This window comes from Lederbergia wuyishanensis (assembly GCF_022900255.1).
Lineage (GTDB): Bacteria > Bacillota > Bacilli > Bacillales > Bacillaceae_C > Lederbergia > Lederbergia wuyishanensis.
In genome coordinates this window covers 49,982-71,480 of the sequence record NZ_JALIRM010000005.1, presented here as the reverse complement: position 1 = coordinate 71,480, position 21,499 = coordinate 49,982, and the positions used below count along the sequence as shown (strand labels likewise).

18 protein-coding genes are annotated in these 21,499 nt (G+C 37.4%); 5 read left to right on the top strand and 13 right to left on the bottom strand.

Annotation, left to right across the window (positions count from 1 at the left end; all coding sequences use genetic code 11):
• Window positions 1-164 precede the first annotated feature (164 nt).
• The 3 genes from MT489_RS09880 to MT489_RS09870 form a co-directional block, all read right to left on the bottom strand.
• A complete protein-coding gene (locus MT489_RS09880) occupies window positions 165-1,841 on the bottom strand; it encodes a methyl-accepting chemotaxis protein (protein WP_244681384.1) in 1,677 nt (558 codons plus the stop codon).
• A 117-nt stretch (window positions 1,842-1,958) separates the two neighbouring features.
• Window positions 1,959-2,873, bottom strand: coding sequence for a S66 peptidase family protein (locus MT489_RS09875; RefSeq protein ID WP_370876383.1), 915 nt, complete (start codon window positions 2,871-2,873; stop codon window positions 1,959-1,961).
• A 73-nt stretch (window positions 2,874-2,946) separates the two neighbouring features.
• Window positions 2,947-4,749, bottom strand: coding sequence for an ABC transporter substrate-binding protein (locus MT489_RS09870; protein WP_244681382.1), 1,803 nt, complete (start codon window positions 4,747-4,749; stop codon window positions 2,947-2,949).
• Window positions 4,750-4,958: 209 nt separating this feature from the next.
• Between MT489_RS09870 and MT489_RS09865 the strand changes: the two genes are divergently transcribed.
• The 4 genes from MT489_RS09865 to MT489_RS09850 all read left to right on the top strand — a co-directional run bounded on the left by MT489_RS09865 (window position 4,959) and on the right by MT489_RS09850 (window position 8,667).
• A complete protein-coding gene (locus tag MT489_RS09865; RefSeq protein WP_244681381.1) occupies window positions 4,959-5,150 on the top strand; it encodes a hypothetical protein in 192 nt (63 codons plus the stop codon).
• 157 nt (window positions 5,151-5,307) lie between these two features.
• The gene (locus MT489_RS09860; protein ID WP_244681380.1) at window positions 5,308-6,906 is read left to right on the top strand and encodes an acetolactate synthase large subunit; all 1,599 of its coding nucleotides are present in this window, start codon (window positions 5,308-5,310) and stop codon (window positions 6,904-6,906) included.
• A 42-nt stretch (window positions 6,907-6,948) separates the two neighbouring features.
• Window positions 6,949-7,308 (top strand): hypothetical protein, encoded by a 360-nt coding sequence (locus MT489_RS09855; protein WP_244681379.1) that lies wholly within the window; start codon window positions 6,949-6,951, stop codon window positions 7,306-7,308.
• Window positions 7,309-7,650: 342 nt separating this feature from the next.
• A complete protein-coding gene (locus MT489_RS09850; RefSeq protein WP_244681378.1) occupies window positions 7,651-8,667 on the top strand; it encodes a DUF1646 family protein in 1,017 nt (338 codons plus the stop codon).
• 167 nt (window positions 8,668-8,834) lie between these two features.
• Here the strand turns inward: MT489_RS09850 and MT489_RS09845 are convergent, their stop codons facing one another.
• The 8 genes from MT489_RS09845 to gltC form a co-directional block, all read right to left on the bottom strand.
• Complete coding sequence (locus MT489_RS09845; RefSeq protein WP_244681377.1) at window positions 8,835-10,223, bottom strand: leucyl aminopeptidase family protein; 1,389 nt, start codon at window positions 10,221-10,223, stop codon at window positions 8,835-8,837.
• 16 nt (window positions 10,224-10,239) lie between these two features.
• A complete protein-coding gene (locus MT489_RS09840) occupies window positions 10,240-11,412 on the bottom strand; it encodes an acyl-CoA dehydrogenase family protein (protein WP_244681376.1) in 1,173 nt (390 codons plus the stop codon).
• Between the two features lie 25 nt (window positions 11,413-11,437).
• Window positions 11,438-12,511 carry an NAD(P)-dependent alcohol dehydrogenase gene (locus MT489_RS09835; protein WP_244681375.1) on the bottom strand — a complete coding sequence of 358 codons (1,074 nt, stop codon included), beginning with the start codon at window positions 12,509-12,511 and terminating at the stop codon, window positions 11,438-11,440.
• Window positions 12,512-12,597: 86 nt separating this feature from the next.
• The gene (locus MT489_RS09830; RefSeq protein WP_244681374.1) at window positions 12,598-13,509 is read right to left on the bottom strand and encodes a DUF1002 domain-containing protein; all 912 of its coding nucleotides are present in this window, start codon (window positions 13,507-13,509) and stop codon (window positions 12,598-12,600) included.
• Window positions 13,510-14,547: a SepM family pheromone-processing serine protease gene (locus tag MT489_RS09825; protein ID WP_244681373.1), complete on the bottom strand. Its 1,038-nt coding sequence runs from the start codon at window positions 14,545-14,547 to the stop codon at window positions 13,510-13,512. It lies immediately after the preceding gene.
• Between the two features lie 681 nt (window positions 14,548-15,228).
• Window positions 15,229-15,678 (bottom strand): nucleoside deaminase, encoded by a 450-nt coding sequence (locus MT489_RS09820; RefSeq protein ID WP_244681372.1) that lies wholly within the window; start codon window positions 15,676-15,678, stop codon window positions 15,229-15,231.
• Window positions 15,679-15,701: 23 nt separating this feature from the next.
• Window positions 15,702-16,391 carry a phosphoribosylaminoimidazolesuccinocarboxamide synthase gene (locus MT489_RS09815; RefSeq protein WP_244681371.1) on the bottom strand — a complete coding sequence of 230 codons (690 nt, stop codon included), beginning with the start codon at window positions 16,389-16,391 and terminating at the stop codon, window positions 15,702-15,704.
• A 163-nt stretch (window positions 16,392-16,554) separates the two neighbouring features.
• Complete coding sequence (gltC, locus tag MT489_RS09810) at window positions 16,555-17,457, bottom strand: glutamate biosynthesis transcriptional regulator GltC (protein ID WP_244681370.1); 903 nt, start codon at window positions 17,455-17,457, stop codon at window positions 16,555-16,557.
• A 286-nt stretch (window positions 17,458-17,743) separates the two neighbouring features.
• On the opposite strand from gltC, the gene gdhA reads away from it, so the two are divergent.
• Window positions 17,744-19,126 carry an NADP-specific glutamate dehydrogenase gene (gdhA, locus tag MT489_RS09805; protein WP_244681369.1) on the top strand — a complete coding sequence of 461 codons (1,383 nt, stop codon included), beginning with the start codon at window positions 17,744-17,746 and terminating at the stop codon, window positions 19,124-19,126.
• A gap of 83 nt (window positions 19,127-19,209) precedes the next feature.
• Here gdhA and MT489_RS09800 read toward each other — a convergent pair whose 3' ends face one another.
• Entirely contained in the window at window positions 19,210-20,634 is a 1,425-nt protein-coding gene (locus MT489_RS09800) for a serine hydrolase domain-containing protein (RefSeq protein WP_244681368.1), read from the bottom strand.
• Window positions 20,631-21,479 carry a polysaccharide deacetylase family protein gene (locus MT489_RS09795; protein ID WP_244681367.1) on the bottom strand — a complete coding sequence of 283 codons (849 nt, stop codon included), beginning with the start codon at window positions 21,477-21,479 and terminating at the stop codon, window positions 20,631-20,633. Before MT489_RS09795 ends, MT489_RS09800 begins: the two co-directional genes overlap by 4 nt.
• Window positions 21,480-21,499: the final 20 nt, after the last annotated feature.

The following is a 21,499-nucleotide window of genomic DNA, read 5'->3' as shown; positions in this document are numbered from 1 at the left end:
TTCTCTCTACGCTTTGGTCTCTTTTTTTGATGCTCTTTTCAAAAACTTTGCTGCAATTTCACATAAATAATAATACGAAATAGATTTAAACCGATAAACTTCATTGGTTAAGTGTAAAAGCCGGATTTTGGGATTTTACAAATTAAAACAACCTTACTGAAAACTCATACCTTAAATTGTCTAATTAATTTATCCAGGTCAACAGCGATGGCGGATAAAGATTCTGCATTAGCTGCGATTTCCTGCATGGAACTTGTCGTTTGCTCAGCGGATGCTGCCGTTTCTTCAATGCCAGCTGATGCTTCTTCTGAAATAGAAGCAATGTTTGAAATGGACGAGTTCATCACATCTGTACTGTTTGCGATATTGTCCAAATCTTGGGAAATAATTTGAATTTGGTTTACGACTTGCTTAACAGATTCTGTAATCATTTCAAATGTACTTCCCGTTGATCTTATTTGTTCAGTTCCGAGTTCTACTTGTACAAAGCTTTCATTCAAGGAACGAACGACTTCACCTGTTTCTTTTTGTATCGTGGAAACGATGCCAGTAATGTTTGAAACAGAGCTTGCCACTTGTTCAGCCAGCTTTTTCACTTCTCCTGCCACTACGGCGAATCCTTTTCCATGCTCACCTGCACGCGCAGCTTCAATCGCTGCATTTAAAGCTAATAAGTTTGTTTGTTCTGCAATATCAGAAATCACTTTTATAAGTTGTGAAATTTCTTTTGAATGCCCTTCAAGACTTTGTACCTTTCCAACTGCATCCTTCACATTCTCATCAATCAATTTCATTTTCGAAATTGACTCTGTCATTGCTTCATTTCCTTTTTCAGTTAATTCCAGCACCTGGCTAGAAACTTGGCTAGCTCTTTGTCCACTCCCGTTAGCATTATGTATATTAGCTGTGAGAGAGCCCATTGATTCAACCAAATCGGAAGAAGATTGTGCTTGTGTTTCAGCTGCAATCGATAGCTCTTCCATTGTTGTTGCCACCTGTTGACTTCCCGAATTTACTTCCATTGCTGAATGGCTAAGCTCTTCGCTTCGTCTCATTACAGTTTGAGAAACGCTTCCAATTTCTTGAGCCATTGAACGAATTTGGCGATTCATATCATTCACAGAATTAATTAATACCCCAACTTCATCCTTTGACCTTGTCTTTAAATCTTCATGGGTTAAGTCACCTTCAGCGATTAAGCGCATACGATTTGCTACCCTTACGATAGGTCTAGAAATAGAATTAGCGGTTAGCATAGCGAATACAATTCCTAGTATCAGGGCAACTATCCCAATCCCCGCACTAGTCAATGAATTTCTTTCCCCAACACTAATTACTTTCTCAGCATTGGCGGTAATATTCTTTTCTTGTGCATGTGAAAGCTCTTGAAAAGAATCTCTTAAAATTTGGCCTAAAGGCTCGATTGTGTTTCTAAAATTATCCCTCGCTATTTCTCGATCGGCTAAAAACTCCTTAAAAACCATATCATTAATGGCAATCTCCCAATTATTAAGTCTCTCGAGAAGCTCCTTTGTTTCTGCTGAAGAAGATTTAGCTGCAAGTTCCTTTTCTAACTCCTTACTCTCAACTGTTAAATTTTCAAAAGCGTGCATGTAAGGTGTTTGACCGAAAAGAAGGTAAATACTTAATTGCGATGTTCGTTCGGCTATATTTACACTCAGCTTTTCAGCTAACACAAGCACTGGCAATTGTTCTTCAACAACTTGTGTCGTTTGCTTATTCGTTTGAGATGCAAAAAAATAATTGGAACCGCTTATAATTAATACAAAAGCATTAATAATTAAAAATCCTCTTAATATTTTCCCCCTCAAACTTCTCATATCCCCACCATCTTTCTCTATGTCTTCTTTCCTGTATATAATCTATATATCGGATATACTTTACTAAATTTTAATACTATTTTCCTAATTCACCAAATTTTACACATTTACGTACTCTCACCCAAAAGATAACCAGCCATTTTCTGCATCCATATAAGCAGTTAAACCTAAAGGTAAGGCTAAAGTCGGATTACCATGTCCGGCTTTAACGTTAAAAATAGTTGGTTTCCCAATTGGAGCAATTATTTTTCCGAATAAGTCTTCTACTTTAAATCCATCTGAATACCTTTCAGAGGTACATTCAGTCCAAGTACCTAGAACTATACCCGCCGATTCCGAAAACTTCCCCGCTAATGCAAGCTGCGTTAGCATTCTATCAATTCGATACGGTTCCTCTCCTATGTCCTCTAAAAATAATATTTTTCCCTTCGTATCTATTTCATAAGGGGTTCCGAGCGTACTCACTAATACTGATAGGTTTCCACCTATTAGCATTCCACTTGCTGTACCTGGTACTAGACAACCAATGCGCTCATTGTCTGGGTTTTTCACTTTGCCTTTAAATGGATATTGTAATAATACGTTTTTTAAAGATTGTATCGTAAAGTCATTTGCATTCACTAAATCCGATGCAGGCATAGGCCCATGAATTGTAGGTAAATGGCACTTTTGTTGAAGGACGATATGAAGCGCTGTGATGTCACTGTAACCTACAAATAATTTTGGATTCATAGCAATAGCTTCATAATTTAATAATGGAAGTAGATGCATAGAGCCATACCCACCACGAAGACAAAAAATGGCTGAGATACCCTTATTCATAAACATTGCATTTAATTCTTTTGCTCGATTCTCAGGCGTACCAGCCAAATACCCTCCATATTTTTCATAGCATGTCTTGCCTACCTCTACATTGAACCCCATCTCATTTATCCTAGAAATTGCCACTTGGAGCTTTTCACTATCTACTGGGCCTGCTGGTGCAGTGAGTCCGATAGTATCGCCTTTTATAAGTGGTTTAACACGTTTTATTGTCATTTTCATCACGCCTTCATTAAGAATAAAAAAGAAGCCATCATATTTTCTATATGCGGCCTCTTTTAGTTTATTCTGACAACGCTGCCTTTACTCCTTCTGGCTTGAACCAAATGTCTTTAAAATCAATCCATCCTCTTGAATTCATATGCACACCTTGTACAGAGGGATGAGAAGCAGTTCCAAGCTTCTTGTGAACAAGAAAAAGGATTGCATAATGTTCTTTTAAAATATATTCTATTTCCAGTAACTTATTTTCTCTTAAACTTGCATCCGGCTCTTGTAAAACTTCATCGATTTTCTGATCAATTTTTTCAGCTAATTCCTCATCCAAGTGGGTACGTAAAAACCCATTGGAATACTGGTAATCTTGAATTTGCGATATCTCTTTATCTCCTAATAGAACCTCAAATAAAATGCAATCTGCACTTTTAATCAACTCGATTTGTGCCATTTCATCCCAATTTACAATGTTAACTTCTAGGTTTATTCCATGCTTCAGGCATTCATCCCTTAACCAATACGCATCTGGTTCGTGTCTTTCGTAGCAATATAAATGTATTGACTCACCAGCATAACCTGACTTCTGAAGCAGAGGTCCTACTTCTGATGGGTTGTATTCACGATCTCTTATAGATGGAATTCCCCTTAAATGAAAGCCATTCGAAGGATACAAACGTGGTTCACCTAGAGCTGATACCATTTTTGATCGATCAATTAGTCGATGGACAGCCTTTCGAAAATAATAGTTATTTTGGGGACCATTTTTTGCTAAATTCATTGTTAGCACGCTACTACCTGCATATATTTCTTCTTGAACATTCCACGAATTATCAGTGTAATTAGCACCTTCATCGTGATTAACAATCAATCTTTCAAAATTTTGCCCTTCTAAATTCATTATTTTTTCGTCATTAGGAATTCTTGAGATTTCTATGCGATCCAATTGTGGTCGTCCTAAAAAATATGTTGAGTTAGCTTCAAGGATGCTATTTTTTGATGTATTTTTTATTACTTTAAATGGCCCTGTTCCGTTTGGACAGAGAGGAAAATCCTCATTTGACATGTCTAAAGGAAGAATAGACATTGGTGTATACGCCAAATAATTTAAAAACAGATAATTGGGACTATTTAAGTTAAACTGTATCGTATATTTATTATGTATAATCATTTCTTTTATTTGCTGAACTAACCATTTATGTGGAGAATCACGCAAACGACCGAAAGTATAAACTATGTCTTCTGATGTAAATTCTTTTCCGTGATGAAAATGAACACCTTTTCTTAAATAAAAAACCCATTTGGTTTGATCTTTATTAGATTCCCAATAGTGAGCGAGCACCCCTTTTAATTGTTTAGAATAACGGTCATAATCTATCAGTGTGTTATATATTTGACTTATAATTTGGGCGTCTAGTTCATAATAAAGGCATGCAGGATCAAGTGTAGTAATCGGACGGAAAATTGGAAACCGCAGAATTTCAATACGATTATTATCATTATCCTCTACATCGTAACCAAAGTATTCTGATAGCCATGCCATAATTCTTATTTTTACATTTGTTCCCTCTCCATACAATTGAATTTGTTCAAGTGCCTCCTTCAGTTCCCCTTGTTTGACAAGTTGTACGGATTTTTCAAACAGAATATCCTCCAGCGTTTTTAAAAAAGTGAGTGTTGAACGCTTTCCTCGTCCCCTTCCCGGGACAAACTCTATCCAGCCTGACTCAACCATTTTCGTAACAATTAATTTGGCATTTCGGGTCGTACAGAACCATAACTCGGAAAGTTTTTCCATCGTAACAGGGTATGGTTCATGATCCTTAGTATTCGAAAATGACTTCCATAACACAATAAAATCATTCGCTAACATATGTACACCAACTTTACGGGATAATAAGTTGAAGAATAATTCTTTCCCTTTTCACCTTTTCCATGTTTAATCCAATATACCATGGAAAAATAATCATGGAACAGGTATTTTTCTTCTTTAAGTGGAAAAATCATTTAAAATGTGTACCATTTTTAACCTCTTCCATCCCTATTACAATGGAATTAATAAAACAATGGAGGAGTTCGAAAATGATGAATCTATATACGGTAGAAAAAATAATGAAACAAGAGACTAGAGAAAGACAACGAGCGGCTAACCAAGCGTGGATGTTGCCTAAACGCAACCAATACTTAAAAATCATTTTACGGGAATTATTAGAAGTTGCCTTTCAAAAGACTTTTAATTTCAAAAAACAAACTCGAAAAATGTATGATTCTTAGCGAAACATTGAAGAAATTTCTCGAATATTTCCGGGGAAATATGACGAATTCAGAGAAATATTGACCATATCATCAAAATGCTTCTAATTTCAGAGGCATTTTTTTTTCATATATATCAAAAACTAATGAGCAATATCACATTTTCAGGAGGACATAAATGAAAGCAACAGACGTAATTGTGCAATGCTTGGAAAACGAAGGAGTAGAATACATATTTGGCATTGTAGGAAAGGAAACATTAGACTTTATAGAATCCCTTTCAAAATCTAGCCAAATTACCTTCATTCCCGTTCGACATGAACAAGGTGCAGCTATTATGGCAAGTGCTTATGGTAAATTTTCCGGAAAGACGGGTGTATGCACCTCTACTTTGGGGCCAGGTGCAACAAACTTATGTACTGGAATAGCTAGTGCATTTTTAGATTATTCCCCCGTCGTTGCCATTACGGGACAAGCCGGACTTGATAAACAGCACGATTCATACCATCAACTTGTTGATATCGTTAAAATATTTGAACCCATAACAAAATGTGCATCACAAGTTCTAAGCAACCAAGCAATTCCTGAAATGATACGAATTGCCTTTCGTACATCGCAAACGGAAAAGCCTGGCCCTGCCCTTCTTGTCATACCTGAAAATTTAGCAATGGAAGATGCTCCACCAAAAGGTTTACCTGTACTTCCAGAGCCAAGTACCAAGCCAGATTTCGAAGATGTTACAAAAGCTTGTAAATTGATAAATGAAAGTCAAAAACCGTTAATAATCGTTGGGAATGGGGTACTACGGCAAAAATGTATCGAAGAGTTTTATGCTTTCGCTGATAATTTACAGGTTCCTGTTACCCATTCCTTTACAGCGAAAGGAATCCTCCCAAAAAACAGCCCGCTTAACTACTATACCTTTGGATTCGAGGAGAACGATCTTATTTTATCCGGAATTGATGAAGCTGACTTATTAATTGTCATCGGCTTTGACATAGTTGAGAAACTTCCGAAGGACTGGAATCGCAAAAAAGCACCTATATTGCACATCAACGCAAACAATGCCCCTGTCGATGAATACTATCCAGTTCAGGCGGAGCTGATAGGCAACATTCAACAGACCTTAAAGGAAATGAACACACAACAGATTCATTCGAAAAGTTGGACTCCATCAGGAAACTTAAAAAAGAGAATTGAGCAAATATACCACATTAGTCACAGTCATAAAGAAACGGCAAATTTGCCTCTTACAACAGAAAATATTTTGAAAGTGATCGAAAAAGTTTCTACTGATCATACGATATTGATTTCCGATGTTGGCGCACACAAAATATCAGTTGCCCGTACCTATCAGCCAAAGCAAGCTGGAGGCGTTCTTATTTCAAACGGCTTTGCATCAATGGGAATCGCTATGCCTAGTTCAATCGGAGCGAAGTTAGCTCTCCCAAATAATACGATTATTTGCATCACAGGTGATGGCGGGGCATTAATGAACTTTGCCGAAATAGAAACGGCGAAACGACTTGGCCTATCATTTATAATGATTGTTCTAAACGATTACATCTTAGAACTAGAAAAGCAAATGATGAAAAAGAAATTCGGTGATAGTTTTGGCGTTAACTTTGGAAATCCAGATTTCGTACAATTGGCAAGGAGTTTCGGTATTAAAGGTGTGAGACCTAATACTCTTGATGAGTTTGAAGAATTATTAATTTCTGCATTATCTTCGGATGAACTGATATTATTCGAGATTCCCCTTCTGCAAAGACCATAGAATGTAAAAACTCATTAATAATCATTGGGTGAAATCCGATATTTGGAAGGTTACGAAACAAGTTTCTTCCTAATACTTTTAAAGATCATTATACTAATTTCAATCCAAATCCAACTATATAAAATGGAAAACAAAAGAATGCTACCCGTTTTATACAAGTTAAACGATGTTGATGCTACTGGACCTAATAATGGAAATTTGAATATATACAGAACAGACAAAATCCCAATAAATAAAGAAACGCTTCCTCCAAAAACAATGCTTATTCTTTTCTTGAAGACTAAAAATGAATATCCAATTCCCAGGCCCAGTAAGCCTGTTGTAAATGGAAAGACAATAAGCTCACTGGGTTGTAAAATGAATAAGAGTAAGATGGTCGAAAAATATGAAAGTAATCCGTAACGTAGGGATAAAATCGTACAAACAATAATAGGTGCTGTTGATAGTGGACTGATGAAAAAACCTATTAATGGTATAAAACCGCCTGCAGCTTGGAATACCGTGGACAAGCAGCTTAATAAGGATACTAAAACCAAATTTGTCGATGTCGAGAATTGATTTATAGCGTTATGAATCTTCAGTGAATCATTAGAAATGATTTTAGAAAAGAACATGATTCTCTCCTTCAATGTTTTTTGGCATAACTTTCAACCATTGTATGACCTTCATCTCATTTAATTGCTAGAAACTATCACTGAAATTAATTCATGTTATAATGAAAAAAAAAAAGTAAAGGAAGAGAATATGATACTCGGATTAACAATCATCTTAATACTCGTATTGTTTTTACCTTTTACTGTAAAAAAGGTTGAACACAACTTAGAAGCTTTCTTATTTATCATGGGTCTTGCAGCTGCTTTCATCAGCCACGTATTGGATAGAAGTTTGTTTATGAAAGCATTGGAAGATCCAGTACATATTACATTAGCTGTACTTATTGCAGGCTTATTATTCAAATGGCTTCAAAAACCAGTAGAAAATGGGATATTAGGTGTTAGCAAAGCAATTCCTTTTAGACTGTTCGTCGCGTTAACTGTTATTTTTCTTGGCCTCATTTCTAGTGTCATCACGGCTATTATCGCTGCAATCGTGTTAGTTGTAATTGTTAGTGTACTAAGGCTTGACCGTCAATCAGAATTGCGTCTTGTTGTTCTAGCCTGTTTTTCGATTGGTCTAGGTGCAGCACTAACACCAATTGGCGAGCCTTTATCCACGATTGCTATCAGCAAATTAAATGAAGATTTCTTTTATTTACTCGAATTAATTGGCATCGATGTTATCCCAGCGGTAACCATATTCGGAATCCTTGCTGCTATTCTTGTTAGCCCTAAACAATCAGATACTGGGTTAGCTGCCCAACAAACTTCTGAAAGCTACGGAGAAATTATCATTCGAGCAATAAAAATCTATTTATTCGTTATGGGGTTAACATTACTTGGAGCTGGGTTTGAACCGTTTATTGAAAAATATTTACTTGGCCTTAGCCCACTATTGTTATACTGGATTAACATGATTTCAGCTATTTTAGACAACGCAACATTAGCCGCGGCAGAAATTAGCCCTGCAATGGACGAGCCTACAATTAAAGCAATCTTGCTCGGTCTTCTAATCAGTGGAGGAATGCTCATACCAGGGAATATTCCTAATATCATTGCAGCAGGAAAACTAAACATTACAAGCCGCGAATGGGCACGTTTTGGAGTACCTGTAGGCTTAATTGCAATGGCTGTTTATTTTATTGTAATTTTAATATTCGGGTAAAAAGTAAAGAGTTTGCTTTTCATTAAAAGAATAGACCCCACCATCCTATTAATTCGGAATGGAAGGGTCTTTCTTTATTACGATATTTTTAATTGTTGGAATTTCGGACTTTTTAACATTCGAACGTTTTAGCCAAAACTTTAATAACAAAACATGTATTCTATTTTTTATTTTGATACATGTGTCGTAAAATCAGCTAAAAGACGTGCGCCGAACCCTGATGCTGTTTTAGGATAGTAACCTGTTGCACGGTTGCTAGACATAACACCAGCCATATCGATATGTAACCATTTACTCGATGTCGGAACAAATCTACGTAAGAATAAACCTGCCGTAATGGAGCCAGCCTCCCCTCTTGAACTAATGTTGCAGAGGTCTGCATAATCGCTGTTCAAATAGGAATCATAATCGTCTATGAGAGGCATTGGCCACACATAATCTCCATCTTCTCTACCGATTTTTTTCATTTCATCAGCCAATTCTTCATCACCAAAAACACCAGCGATTTTAGATCCGAGTGCATTTCCAATCGCTCCCGTTAAAGTAGCGATATCGACAACATAGTCTGCTTCTAGTTCTCCTGCGCGAATTAAACCATCAGCTAATATTAGTCTTCCTTCAGCATCTGTATTTCCAACTTGCACCGTTAATCCATTTTTATAATGAATTACTTCAGACGGCAGGAAGGAATGACTATCAGGCATATTTTCTACCATTGGGATAAGCGCTGTTACATTTACATTTGCCTTCATATCTACTAGGAGCTTCATCGCACCAGCAACTGCAGCAGATCCACCCATATCCATTTTCATATCACTGATATCTGCACCTCTTTTTAAACTAATACCGCCTGTATCAAAGGTAACCCCTTTTCCAACTAGGACGACATGAGGCTTCGTTTTATCAGTACAATATGAAATTTCTACAAATGATGGTTCATATTTACTTCCCCTGCATACAGCCAATACTCCGTTCATTTGCCTTTCTTCTAACTGCTTTCCACGGAAAATTTGAACTTTTGCATCAGTATTTTCGAATTCTTTTTCAAGTATTTCAGGATACGTTTCTGGATTTAACGTACTTGGAATTTCATTCATCAAATCTCTTGAAAAAGCTACTGCCTTAGCCCTTGCTTTTCCTTCTTTAACAGAAGACTGAACATCTTCACAATCTACTAATTCCAATTCTGTTTTAAATGATTTTTTATCAGATTTATAAGTTAAAAATTGATAGGAACCTAACTCCCAACCTTCAATAAAGGCACAAACAGATTTTCCTTTATCTAATTTAGAAAAACCACTTTCTAAAACGGCGCCTTCCAATATAACAGATGGGATCTTTCTCCCACTCAACTCCCTAGCAATTGAACCTGCCATATGTCTTACATCTTCATATGTACTATCTTCTGTTTTATTTTCTTTGATGATTGCATACACGTTTCCGTCCAATAACAGAGTAATAAACCTGCCTTGGTGGTTTTGAATAAATTCTTTTAATTGAGGATCATTCTCCACAAGTGAATTATTTGAAAAAGTTATATATGCCTTAGTTGTCATGAATTTTCTCTCCTAATTAATTTTTTGGCCAAAGTGCTGCCATTGCTAATCCCTTTAGAACTACATCATCCGCTGGTGGATTATGCAATCCAGCTCTCACATCACGATACATTCTCTCCAAAGGAAGTTTTCGAGAAAGACTTGCCCCTCCAACAATTCGCATCGCTTGATCTACGATTGACAGCGCGGAATTTGTTGCGACGTATTTAGCAAGACCTAATTCAGATTTAAGCTGAGGGCGCTCATCTGGATTTTTGTCCCATCGATCAGCTACAGAATAAAGAAACATTCTGGCCGTTTTTAACTCCGCTTCTATTTTTCCAATTTTTTGCTGAATATGATCTACCTCAGCAATCGGGCCTGGCAAGCTATTAGGACGATAATTTAGTGCATATTGTACAGCAAAATCTCGCGCTGCATGGGCAATTCCGATGTAGCAAGCAGGAATATGCAACATCCATCCCGAGTCACCTTGATGATGCGTTTTCCCACCCGGTACTTCTATTTCGATCAACGCTGAATCAGGGACAAACACATTGTCCAAAATAACGTCGTGGCTTCCCGTCGCTCTCATGCTCATGGTATTCCACGTTTCTTCGACTTTAACATTGTCTGACTTTTGAACTAAGAAACGACCGATTTTATTCTCATCATTAATCCCTGCACTTACAGTAAAATAATTTAGAATTGGGCTTAATGTGCTAAATGTTTTTCTACCAGTTATAACCCATCCGTCAGTTGTTTTCTCTGCTGTCGTTTGTGGTCTACCGCCTCGTGCGGGACTGCCAGTAGCTCGTTCACTCGCAAAAGAATTGATCATTTCACCTTCTTCTACTACCTTTTTGCAAAAATCCTTAAACAATTCTTCTGGCCATTCTCGGCTTTCTCTTAAACTAAGCATCATTCCCACATGCCAACCTACGCCAAGTGCAGTAGAGCCATCTCCTTTTGCAATCCTTTCTTGCATTAGAACCATTTCGTATAAAGAGGCTCCATCACCACCATATTCTTTCGGAACAGTCGTTTTTAAATAACCAGCTACTTTCATATCTTCGAAGTTTTCAAATGGGAATGACCCTTCAACGTCATGCTCGTATGCTCTTTTTGCAAAATTCACAGCCAGCTTGTCAGCCATTTCGGCAAATTTTTGTTCTCTTTCATTTCGGATAAAGTAGTCTTTATATTTCATAGTAGCACCTCGCTTTTGCTTTATTTTAAGGGTATATCATCACTTTTACACTAGTATTTTTTTCAGTACGAGCAAGCTCAACGGCCTCTTTGATATCATTTAACGAATATTTGTGTGTAATGATTTTTTCAATATTAACCTTCGAATTACTTAGTGACTGAATTGCAATCGGATATGTATTTGCATAACGAAATACGCCATAAACATCAATTTCCCCATCAATTAATTGGTTAATATCTAATGGAATGGAGTCCGAAGTTGGAAGCCCTATAAGAACAATGCGACCGCCTCTATCTACTATTTTAATCGTATCGGAAATAGCTTTACTATTACCAGATGTCTCTACTACTAAATTTACACCTTTTTGCTCAGTCAATGTTGAAATAAGCTCATTAATATCTTCCTGAATTGGGTCAAAAACAGCAGTAACTCCCAATTCCTTAGCGAGTTCTCTTCTAAAAGGCACAACATCACTTGCAAATATTTCAGTAATCCCAAACATTTTTGCTGCTTGAATAGCTAACAGCCCAATTGGACCAAGTCCGCTGACAAAAAGTCGATCAGCCATAGATGCCTTTCCACGCTGCATAGCATGTATACCTACAGAGAGTGGTTCTAGCAATGCTCCTTCTTCGTAAGACATCTCATCCGGAATTTTGAAAAGGAAATCACTACGGATCGTGATATATTCAGCCCAAGCACCATCAACAGGAGGAGTTGCCATAAAAACAACATCCGTGCATAAGTTGTACCTTCCCGATTTGCAGTAATTACATCTTCCACAAGTAACACCAGGCTCAACAGCAACACGGTCTCCAACTGAAATATGTGACACATCATCGCCTATTTCAACTACTTCGCCAGCCAATTCATGACCCAAAATGAGAGGTTCTTTTACCTTATATCTGCCGATTTTCCCATGTTCATAATAATGGACGTCAGAGCCGCAGACACCGATGCAATATACTTTTACTAGTGCTTCATCCTTTTTCGGTTTAGGAATTGTTACTTGTTTTACCTCAATATCTAGAGGCTTGTTTAAAACAGCTGCATTCATAACACTAGCCAATTTCTTCTCCCCCTTAGAAAACCTTTTCATTATTATAACCCTATTAAGCTCTAAAATTATATAAAAAAGGACAGTGAAACATTTTAAAATGTTCATGCTGTCCTCTGTTTTCTATATTATTTAAATAGATTCGCAATAGATTCAAAAAGTTTTTTAAAGAAATTGCTAACACTATCCCAGAAGCCTTCATCACCGATTACATTCTCCAACTTCTTCTTTATATCTTTAGAAATATCTTCAAGTTGGGTCTTTACATTTCCAAAATCAATATTAATTGAACGCATTTTTTCAAATAAATCAATCAATAATTGCCTATCTTCTGGACTAAGTTCAATCTTCATCTTTTTCAGTTGTTCTTCCACTATCTTCTCTACATCTTCTCTAGTGGCAGGATTTTGGTCAGCAATCGCCTTTTTAATTTCTGTTAAAAGTTCACTAACTTTTTCATCATCGAGACCGTCTTTTCCAGCTAGGTCTGTCGCTAAATCAAGCTCCTCATTTGCCACTTCCATCCTATCTTTATCCAAGGTCTCTCCGCGGCTTTCATACGCTTTATAAATTCCGACTAGTGCAGAATGACCCGTTACTTTAACCGGAGATACAACATCTACAGTAGCATTTTCAATACCGGCCGTCAGCATAGCGTTGGCATACATTTCTTCTGTTACTTCCGTAATATTTTCCGGTGTCACACGCGTTACAACTAGGCCATTTCCTTTTTCCTTCAACGTTATTTTTGCAGAGGAAAACATTCTTGAATTTGGATTTCCATCTATTAGCCTTGCCAAGTCTTTTGCAGTAACTGTAATCTCTTCTACCTTTGATGGATCATTTACTTTTAATAGTTTTCTTACTTCATCTTTTTGCTCTGCCGTTAATGTCTCACCATAAACAACGATAGGAAGACCCAATTTTTCATTAATTACATCCTCATCCGTGTTTTGATCTGCATGTGCTGATCCAATTCCACTTATGATAAAACTCATACTAACTAGGACTGCAATTATAATTTTGTACCACTGTTTCAACTATTTCCCCTCCTTAGGCGGTATCTTATCTAAGTAATCAATCGCCTCTTGTATCGTTTTAACAGGAACGATTTTCACTTTATATCCTTCTTTTTGTACTTCGTCTTTTACATCTTTTTCATTCGTATCATTGTCTAAAATATCTGCAGGACAGAAGAAAATATCCATTCCTGCTTTATGAACAGCGGTTATTTTTTCACGGATTCCACCAATTTGACCTACATTTCCATCCATATCAATTGTACCGGTACCTGCTATTTCATAGCCTTTAGTTACATCTCCAGCAGTCAACTGATTATAAACTTCGAGTGAAAACATTAGTCCAGCCGATGGCCCACCAATATCCTCAGCATTAATTTTAACAGTTCGGTCTGTTTCCACTTTAAACTGATCTTCAGGTCCAATCCCAACTCCTGCTCGATTTGGGCTATTCGTAATCGGAATGAGCTCAACATTTGCTGTTTTTACAGTACTGTCACGATTAAACATCAATTTAACAGTATCTCCGACCTTTTTCTTAGAAAGATAATCAAGGAAATCAGTTGATTTTGAAACAGGCTGATCATCGACTTGTGTTATGATATCGCCAACTTTAAGTTTTCCTTTTGCAGTTGATGTATCAAGAATGGTCGTAACAAAAATTCCATTTGGTTGAACATTTACCTTTTCTCCCGCAGCACGAAGTCCCGCTACAAGAGCATGCTGTTGTGATGTTGTCATCATATGTTCTAAAATTTTGCTATACTCTTCGTCGGTCATGTCACCCCTAACTTCCTTCACTTTTCGTAAATCAGTGTGCGGAGCAACCATCCCATATGCTAAATAATAAATATTACTCGCTCTTAATGAAAGAACCGTCGTTAAATACAGATTTCCCTTAGACGTTTTATCGCCGCCCTCTACTGTTACTTTAGAACCGAGTTCTTCCACAGACCCAGGTTGAAAGAGGTAGTATGGCGTTGGAATAAAAAACGTGATAACAAGCAAAAGGCAAATCACTGCAAAAACTTTATTTTTTCGTTGCTTTAAAATTGCCATATCTGTTCCCTTTCTTTCTTTAAATATCTGGTTAAGATATCTTCAATTTTTATAGACGTACAAATTCGTTAATAAGTTTCGTTTCTTTTAAATAGTATACATAGATTCGGCGTTAATGAAAAATCTGGATTGAGAATGTTCGTTATCCGTAGATGAAACTCAAATTTCACCCAATTCATTCACGCTTGAGCAAAATGCACCGCACATCTTCCAGATATATCGCAATTATGTTGGGGTTTAGCGCGATACGCAGCACTTCTCCCACATTTATTACAATTATGCCGCGATTCAGACCGATTCGCAGCACTTCTTCCGGATTTTTCGTAATTATGCTGCGATTCATCCCGATGCATTGCACATCTCTATGAGTTATCACAATTATACTGCGATTGGTTAGAGTTCATAGTGTGCACGTGGAAAATCATCAAACTTTTATTAGTGGCCCGGTTTTTTATGAATTCTTGCTTAAATGCAAAAGGTCAGCCCTTTCCCCAAAAAGTGTGGATAAGAACTGACCATATTATTACTTAATGACTGTTTCGTAAATTGTGTTGATTTTATAAAAGCCCAAAGCTGGCTTTAACACCTAATCAATGAAGTTTAGTGCTTCTTATAAAGTTGGGGTTCTTTTCTCAGGTTAATGACTAAATGTTTGAAGTCCAAATAATTTGAGAAAAGAACTTACCTTTTAGCCCATTCTGACAACGGATTAGCCGTTCCGGATTCCAGCGGCATATGTATAATGTCAATTGACCGTTGTTCCCTTGGTAATGACAAGTCTTTATATATAAAATTGGAAGCACCTAGTCCTACTTCCTTGGCATCTTCAATTGATGCACAGTAGTATATCTTTTTAATACCCGAGAAATAAATAGCCGTCAAACACATTGGGCATGGCTCGCCACTTGCATACATAGTGTAGCCATCTAGGTTTACCGTTTGCAATTGTTCCTGCGCTTTACGGATAGCAAGAAGTTCGGCATGTCCACTTACATCATATTTCAAGTGAAGCTCATTTACACCTTCGGCTATTATCTCATCGTCTTTTACGAGTACAGCACCAAACGGCTGTCCACCTTCTTTTACGTTATTGGCGGCAAGTTCAACAGCTCTTTTCATAAAACGATCCATCTTGTCACCTCCAAAAGTATCATTTACAACTGAGCTACTAACAGTTTCTCTAATTCCAAAGGTTCAATATAAACCCCATCTTTATAGGCTCGCATGTTTCCACCAGAGATTTCATCGATTAACATTATTTCATTGCCGTTTACGGTTCTTCCGAATTCTAGCTTAATATCATATAATTCGATGTTTCTTTTTTGCAATTCTTCTTTTACAATACCGCTAATTTTTTGAGTCAAATTTTTTAATTCTTCATATTCTGAAAGGGATAATATGCCCAACATATTGAGTGCATCAGCACTTATTGGAGGGTCTTGGCGTTCATCATCTTTCAAGGTCACTTCAACAAATGAATCTAATTCTTGTCCTTCCACAGCATATTTACCGTATCTGCGTAAAAAACTCCCAACCGCACGATAACGACATATGACTTCAAGGCCATGTCCAAAAATTTTAGCAGGCTTCACAATCATTTCAGCAGCGTCTACATTTGCACTCACATAATGAGTAGGTATCCCTTTTTCCCGCAAAATTTCAAAGAAGAATTGTGTCAAACGAAGTCCTGCTTTTCCAGCGCCTTCAATCTGCAATCCGACCGTGTTTGCTCCTGGATCAAAAACCCCATCTTCGCCTGTAACATCATCTTTAAATTTCAACAAATAATTTCCATCATCTAGAGAATATACATCCTTTGTCTTTCCCTGATAAACAAATTCCATTCGGCATTCCTTCTCTCTATGAAGTGATGTTGCACTAACAGTATAGCAAAAAATATATGTTCATTGTGGCATCTATTAAAAAGAAGTTTGACTTTAATCTGTTTTGGGTAGAGTAGTCTTTACCACAGCTAAGTATCAACCTAGTTAGTAAAAAGCTTCATCCTTATTGGTAACCTGATAAGGTATGGAAGAAATTTTTCAAAAAATTATAAAAAAGTATTTCTGTTGGCATGAGCTCACGGTCTCTAGGAATAATCACTCCAACGGCCCGAGTAACACGTGGCTCTACAATTTGAATTTTTACAGTTGATCGGGGCAAACTGTCAACTAAGGTTATATCTGGAAGTAACGTAACACCCAGTCCCGCTGACACTAGCCCTTTTATGGCGTCAATGTCTTTTCCTTCAAAGGATACAGCAGGTTCGAATCCCCGCTGTTTGCACGCTTTAATTACAATATCCCTGAGAATATAACCTCTCGGGGACAAAATAAAAGAATCACTGCGTAAGTCATCCAAAGTGATAGATGTTTTTTTTGCTAAGGGGTGATTAGAAGACAATAATGCAACTAGATTTTCCATAAATAATATATCACTTTTTACTCGGCGTTCTTCCGTTGGTAGAGGTCCTAAAAGAGCCATATCGATCTCACCTTTAATAACGGAATCAATTAAACTATGATAGGAATCTTGGTGGAGTTGAAATTTTACATAGGGGTATTGTTTACGAAATCCTGATACAACCGTAGGGAGTAAATGAGCTGCTAGGCTACTAGGAAATCCAATACGGACTGTACCTTTTTCCGGGTCGAGACATTCTTCAATCTCTCTTTTAGCCTGTTCAATTACGTCCATCGCTTGATGCATTTTTTCTAAGAACATGTGTCCAATTGGTGTCAATCGAATATTTCTACCTTCTCTTATGAAAAGATCAACGCCAAGCTCGGCTTCCAAATTAACAATTTGTCTACTGACTGCCGATTGTGCGACATGTAAGGCTTCAGCTGCATCTGTCATATGTTCTCGTTTCGCAACTTCAATGAAATATTGTATTTGTCTTAATTCCAAAATAACCACCTTCTTCTCATTCATCTCATAAAGGCATTAATATTATCTAATATCCATATTGTTTAGATTAATTGTAAAAGATAAAATATTTTTTAACAAGAAGTTTCGTTACGTTGGTATTTATGGTTCCTTTAAAAGCGGTTGAACTTTGGAGGAATAACAAGCTGAATGAAAAATAATTTTTTTGATCTTCAGAATAATTACTTGTCGGAGACCCGCATAATGCGGGTCAGAACGACGTTGTAAGATAATGCGCCTGGAGTATTGAAGAAAAGGAGTGGAAAAAATGGCGATGGTGATGAATTTGAAAGATGAAAGTATGTTAAAAGCGCAAAATTATGTTAATAAAGTGTATGAAACGGTAGTGCAACGCAATCCGAATGAATATGAATTTCTTCAAGCGGTAAAGGAAATTTTTCACTCTCTTACTCCAGTGTTTGCACGTAATCCAAAATATATGGAAGCAGGCATTTTGGAAATGATTGTGGAGCCTGAAAGATTGATTTCATTCCGTGTTCCGTGGGTAGACGATAACGGAAAAGTAAGAGTAAACCGTGGATACCGTGTTCAATACAATAGTGCAATTGGACCATATAAAGGTGGATTACGATTCCATCCTTCGGTCAATCAAAGTATCGTTAAATTCCTAGGATTTGAACAAATTTTTAAAAATGCGTTAACTGGTCAATCCATTGGTGGAGGAAAAGGTGGATCTGATTTCGATCCTAAAGGCAAATCGGACATGGAAATTATGAGATTTTGCCAAAGCTTCATGACAGAACTAACAAAATATATTGGAGCAGACGTTGACGTTCCAGCTGGAGACATTGGAGTTGGAGCGCGCGAAATAGGCTATATGTTCGGTCAATATAAAAGATTGCGCGGTAATTTTGAAGCTGGAGTGTTTACAGGTAAAGGTGTAGGCTATGGCGGCAGTCTTGGAAGAACAGAAGCAACTGGCTATGGAACTGTATATTTCGTTGAAGAAATGTTAAAGGATCGTGGACTTTCTTTTGCTGGTAGTACAGTTGTTGTTTCTGGTTCAGGAAATGTTTCCATTTATGCTATCGAAAAAGCGCAAGAATACGGTGCAAAAGTAGTGGCATGCAGTGATTCAAACGGCTATATCTATGATGAAAAAGGGATTTGCCTAGACACAGTAAAAAGACTAAAAGAGGTTGAGAGAAGAAGAATTTCCGATTATGTGAACGAACATCCTCATGCTCAATATGTGGAAGGAAGCACAGGCATTTGGGCAATTCCATGTGACATCGCTCTTCCTTGTGCAACACAAAATGAAATTGATGAAAATTCAGCCAAAACAATGGTTGCCAATGGCGTTAAAGCGATTGGAGAAGGCGCAAATATGCCATCTACTCTTGAAGCGATTGATATTTTCCTTGACAGCGATGTACTATTTGGACCTGGGAAAGCAGCTAATGCCGGCGGAGTTGCAGTATCAGCATTAGAAATGGCCCAAAATAGCTCTCGTGTTCCATGGTCTTTTGAAAAAGTTGATTCTAAACTGAAAAAGATTATGACTGGAATTTATAAAGATAGCATTAAAGCTGCAGAGGAATACGGCCATTCAGGTAATTTAGTTGTTGGCTCCAACATCGCAGGATTTAAAAAAGTTGCAGATGCTATGATTATGCAAGGAGTCATTTAACTTAAATAAAGGTTCCTCGAATAAAACTTGAAGCTAATGAAGATTTAAAGCGGTTCTATTTTTTATAGAACCGCTTTTCCTATTTAATGAATATAACCAATCAAGGTCGGAACTAATGCCATATCGGAAAGACCTGGCACAGTCCAAATATTTCTAGAAACATTAATTCTTACAGCACCATGGATAAAATCACATGTCCATTTATCGCAAAATGGTGTCCCGAGTAAGCGCAGAGTCATTTCAAATGTATTGCGATCACGCCATGTTCCACTGATGGCAGACTTCACTTCTTGACCCGCGATAATATACTCACTTTCAATCCACTCACCGTAACCAATTTTAAACTTATGATCTCCTTCTGGATCCCAAAAAACAAACTCCCCTTTGTCTTCATCAAAGTTAAAGGAAAACGCAGTTATTCCCGCATCATTTTCTTGAGCTTCAAAACGTTTCCCAGACCATCTATGGCTATTTGGCGATGTCGTTATAAACCTTGGTGGGTCGTATGTTAACGAAGCTAATTTACTATCAAGATCAGATTGTTGACCTTCAACCATGCTCGACATACCCGGAAGCAAATGTGTCCATACTAAATTAAGGATATCTCCCATATCCATTACACCTGCTGTTACAGCGACTACCGCATCCTGTTCGGGCATAACGACACAAAATTGACCAAATGCTCCATCCCCTCTATATGCTCCGTGGCGACAACGCCAAAATTGGTATCCGTATCCTTGTGCCCAATCGTTATCATCATTTCCATTGCAAACTTGTTTACTCGTTGCCTGTTCCACCCAATGTTCAGGGAGTATTTGCTCCCCTTCCCATACGCCTTCTTGCAAGTATAGCAGACCAAATTTTGCAATATCCTCTATTTTTACCCTCATTCCTGAACCACCAAAGTGAATTCCATTTGGACAGGTCGTTGTCGTTATATCAGTCATTCCGAGTGGTTCGAATAAACGCGGTTCCAAGTAGTCCAATAGCATCGTACCAGTCGCTTTTGTTAAGATAGCAGAAAGCATGTATGTCGCCCCTGTATTATACAAAAAGTGAGTACCAGGCTCGTGAACGATTGGAATGTTAAAGAACTCCTTCACCCACTCATTGCTTCTTCTTAAATACGGAGTTGTATCTTCATCATGCCCTGTTGACATTGAAAGTAAATGTCGGACCTTTAAATTAGCCATATTCTTTTCAATTTCGTCTGTCATATACTCAGGAAAAAATGAAATGACAGCATCATCCAACGAAAGCTTACCTTCCTCAATAGCTAGTCCAATAGCGGTAGAGGTAAAGCTTTTACTTAAGGAATTAAGAATATGAGGATGTTCTTCGTTGTAAGGTGACCAAGTTCCTTCTGCAATCACTTTTCCATGTCTTAGGACAATAAAACTATGAACCCCAAGTTCTTCTGTTTCTAAACCATTGACGAAATCAAGAATCGCTTTAGACGAAACACCTTGTTCTTCCGGTTTACTTCTAGCCAACTTTGTTTGGATCATCGGTTTTCCCCTCTCTGTTTATCTCGAAGTTCCTTCCAACCAATAACCTTTATTTTTTCTTCTTCAAGCACTCTCTTAACTTCCGGATCTCGGAAAATATCAAACTCATATTGTCTAGCTTGCCATGTTTCCGTAATTCCTTTTAATTCTTCAGATTCAAAAGAAGGATGAAAGAGCAATTCCGTAATACCCGGCTGCAAATTTTTCAAAATATCAATAGCATTTTGTCTCGATTCTTCATATCCATCCCCTTCATTGAGCCAAAAAGGAAGACCAATAACATGATCAGGATATAAAACGCCTTTATTATCTGCTAATTTCGTTAACTCGGCCAATGTCTCAACTTGAAAGCCAGGAGGTGGATTTTTTGTAAAACGAAGCGGTAAATTATATTGCGCTGCAACATCAATATGAATATCCATAAAATATAAATAAGCTCCCATATGGCTATCAAGATGAGTGGGATCAACTCCCATATGGATTGCCTTTTCGATTTGAGCAACAATTTCTTCCTTCACTTGATCACGATCAGCTTGAGCAACCTTTTCTAGATTAGGAGGAAAATAGCCCAATTCATTTACCAATGTATCTACATTTCCATTTAAATTGACTGGACCCCATTTATAATGGTCCCATTCACTAGTCAACGTAAGATGCACTCCTACATCAAAGGTCGGGTTATTTTTTGCCGCATTAGCTGCTTCTGTCGACCATGGACAATTAACCATTAAAGTTGTGGAAGAAATGGAGCCTTCTTCTATTAGCTTGATGATCGCTTGATTTGTAGCATGACACATTCCGAAGTCATCAGCATGCAAAATTAAAAAACGTTCATTTTTGTTCATTCATTAACATCCCGCTTTCT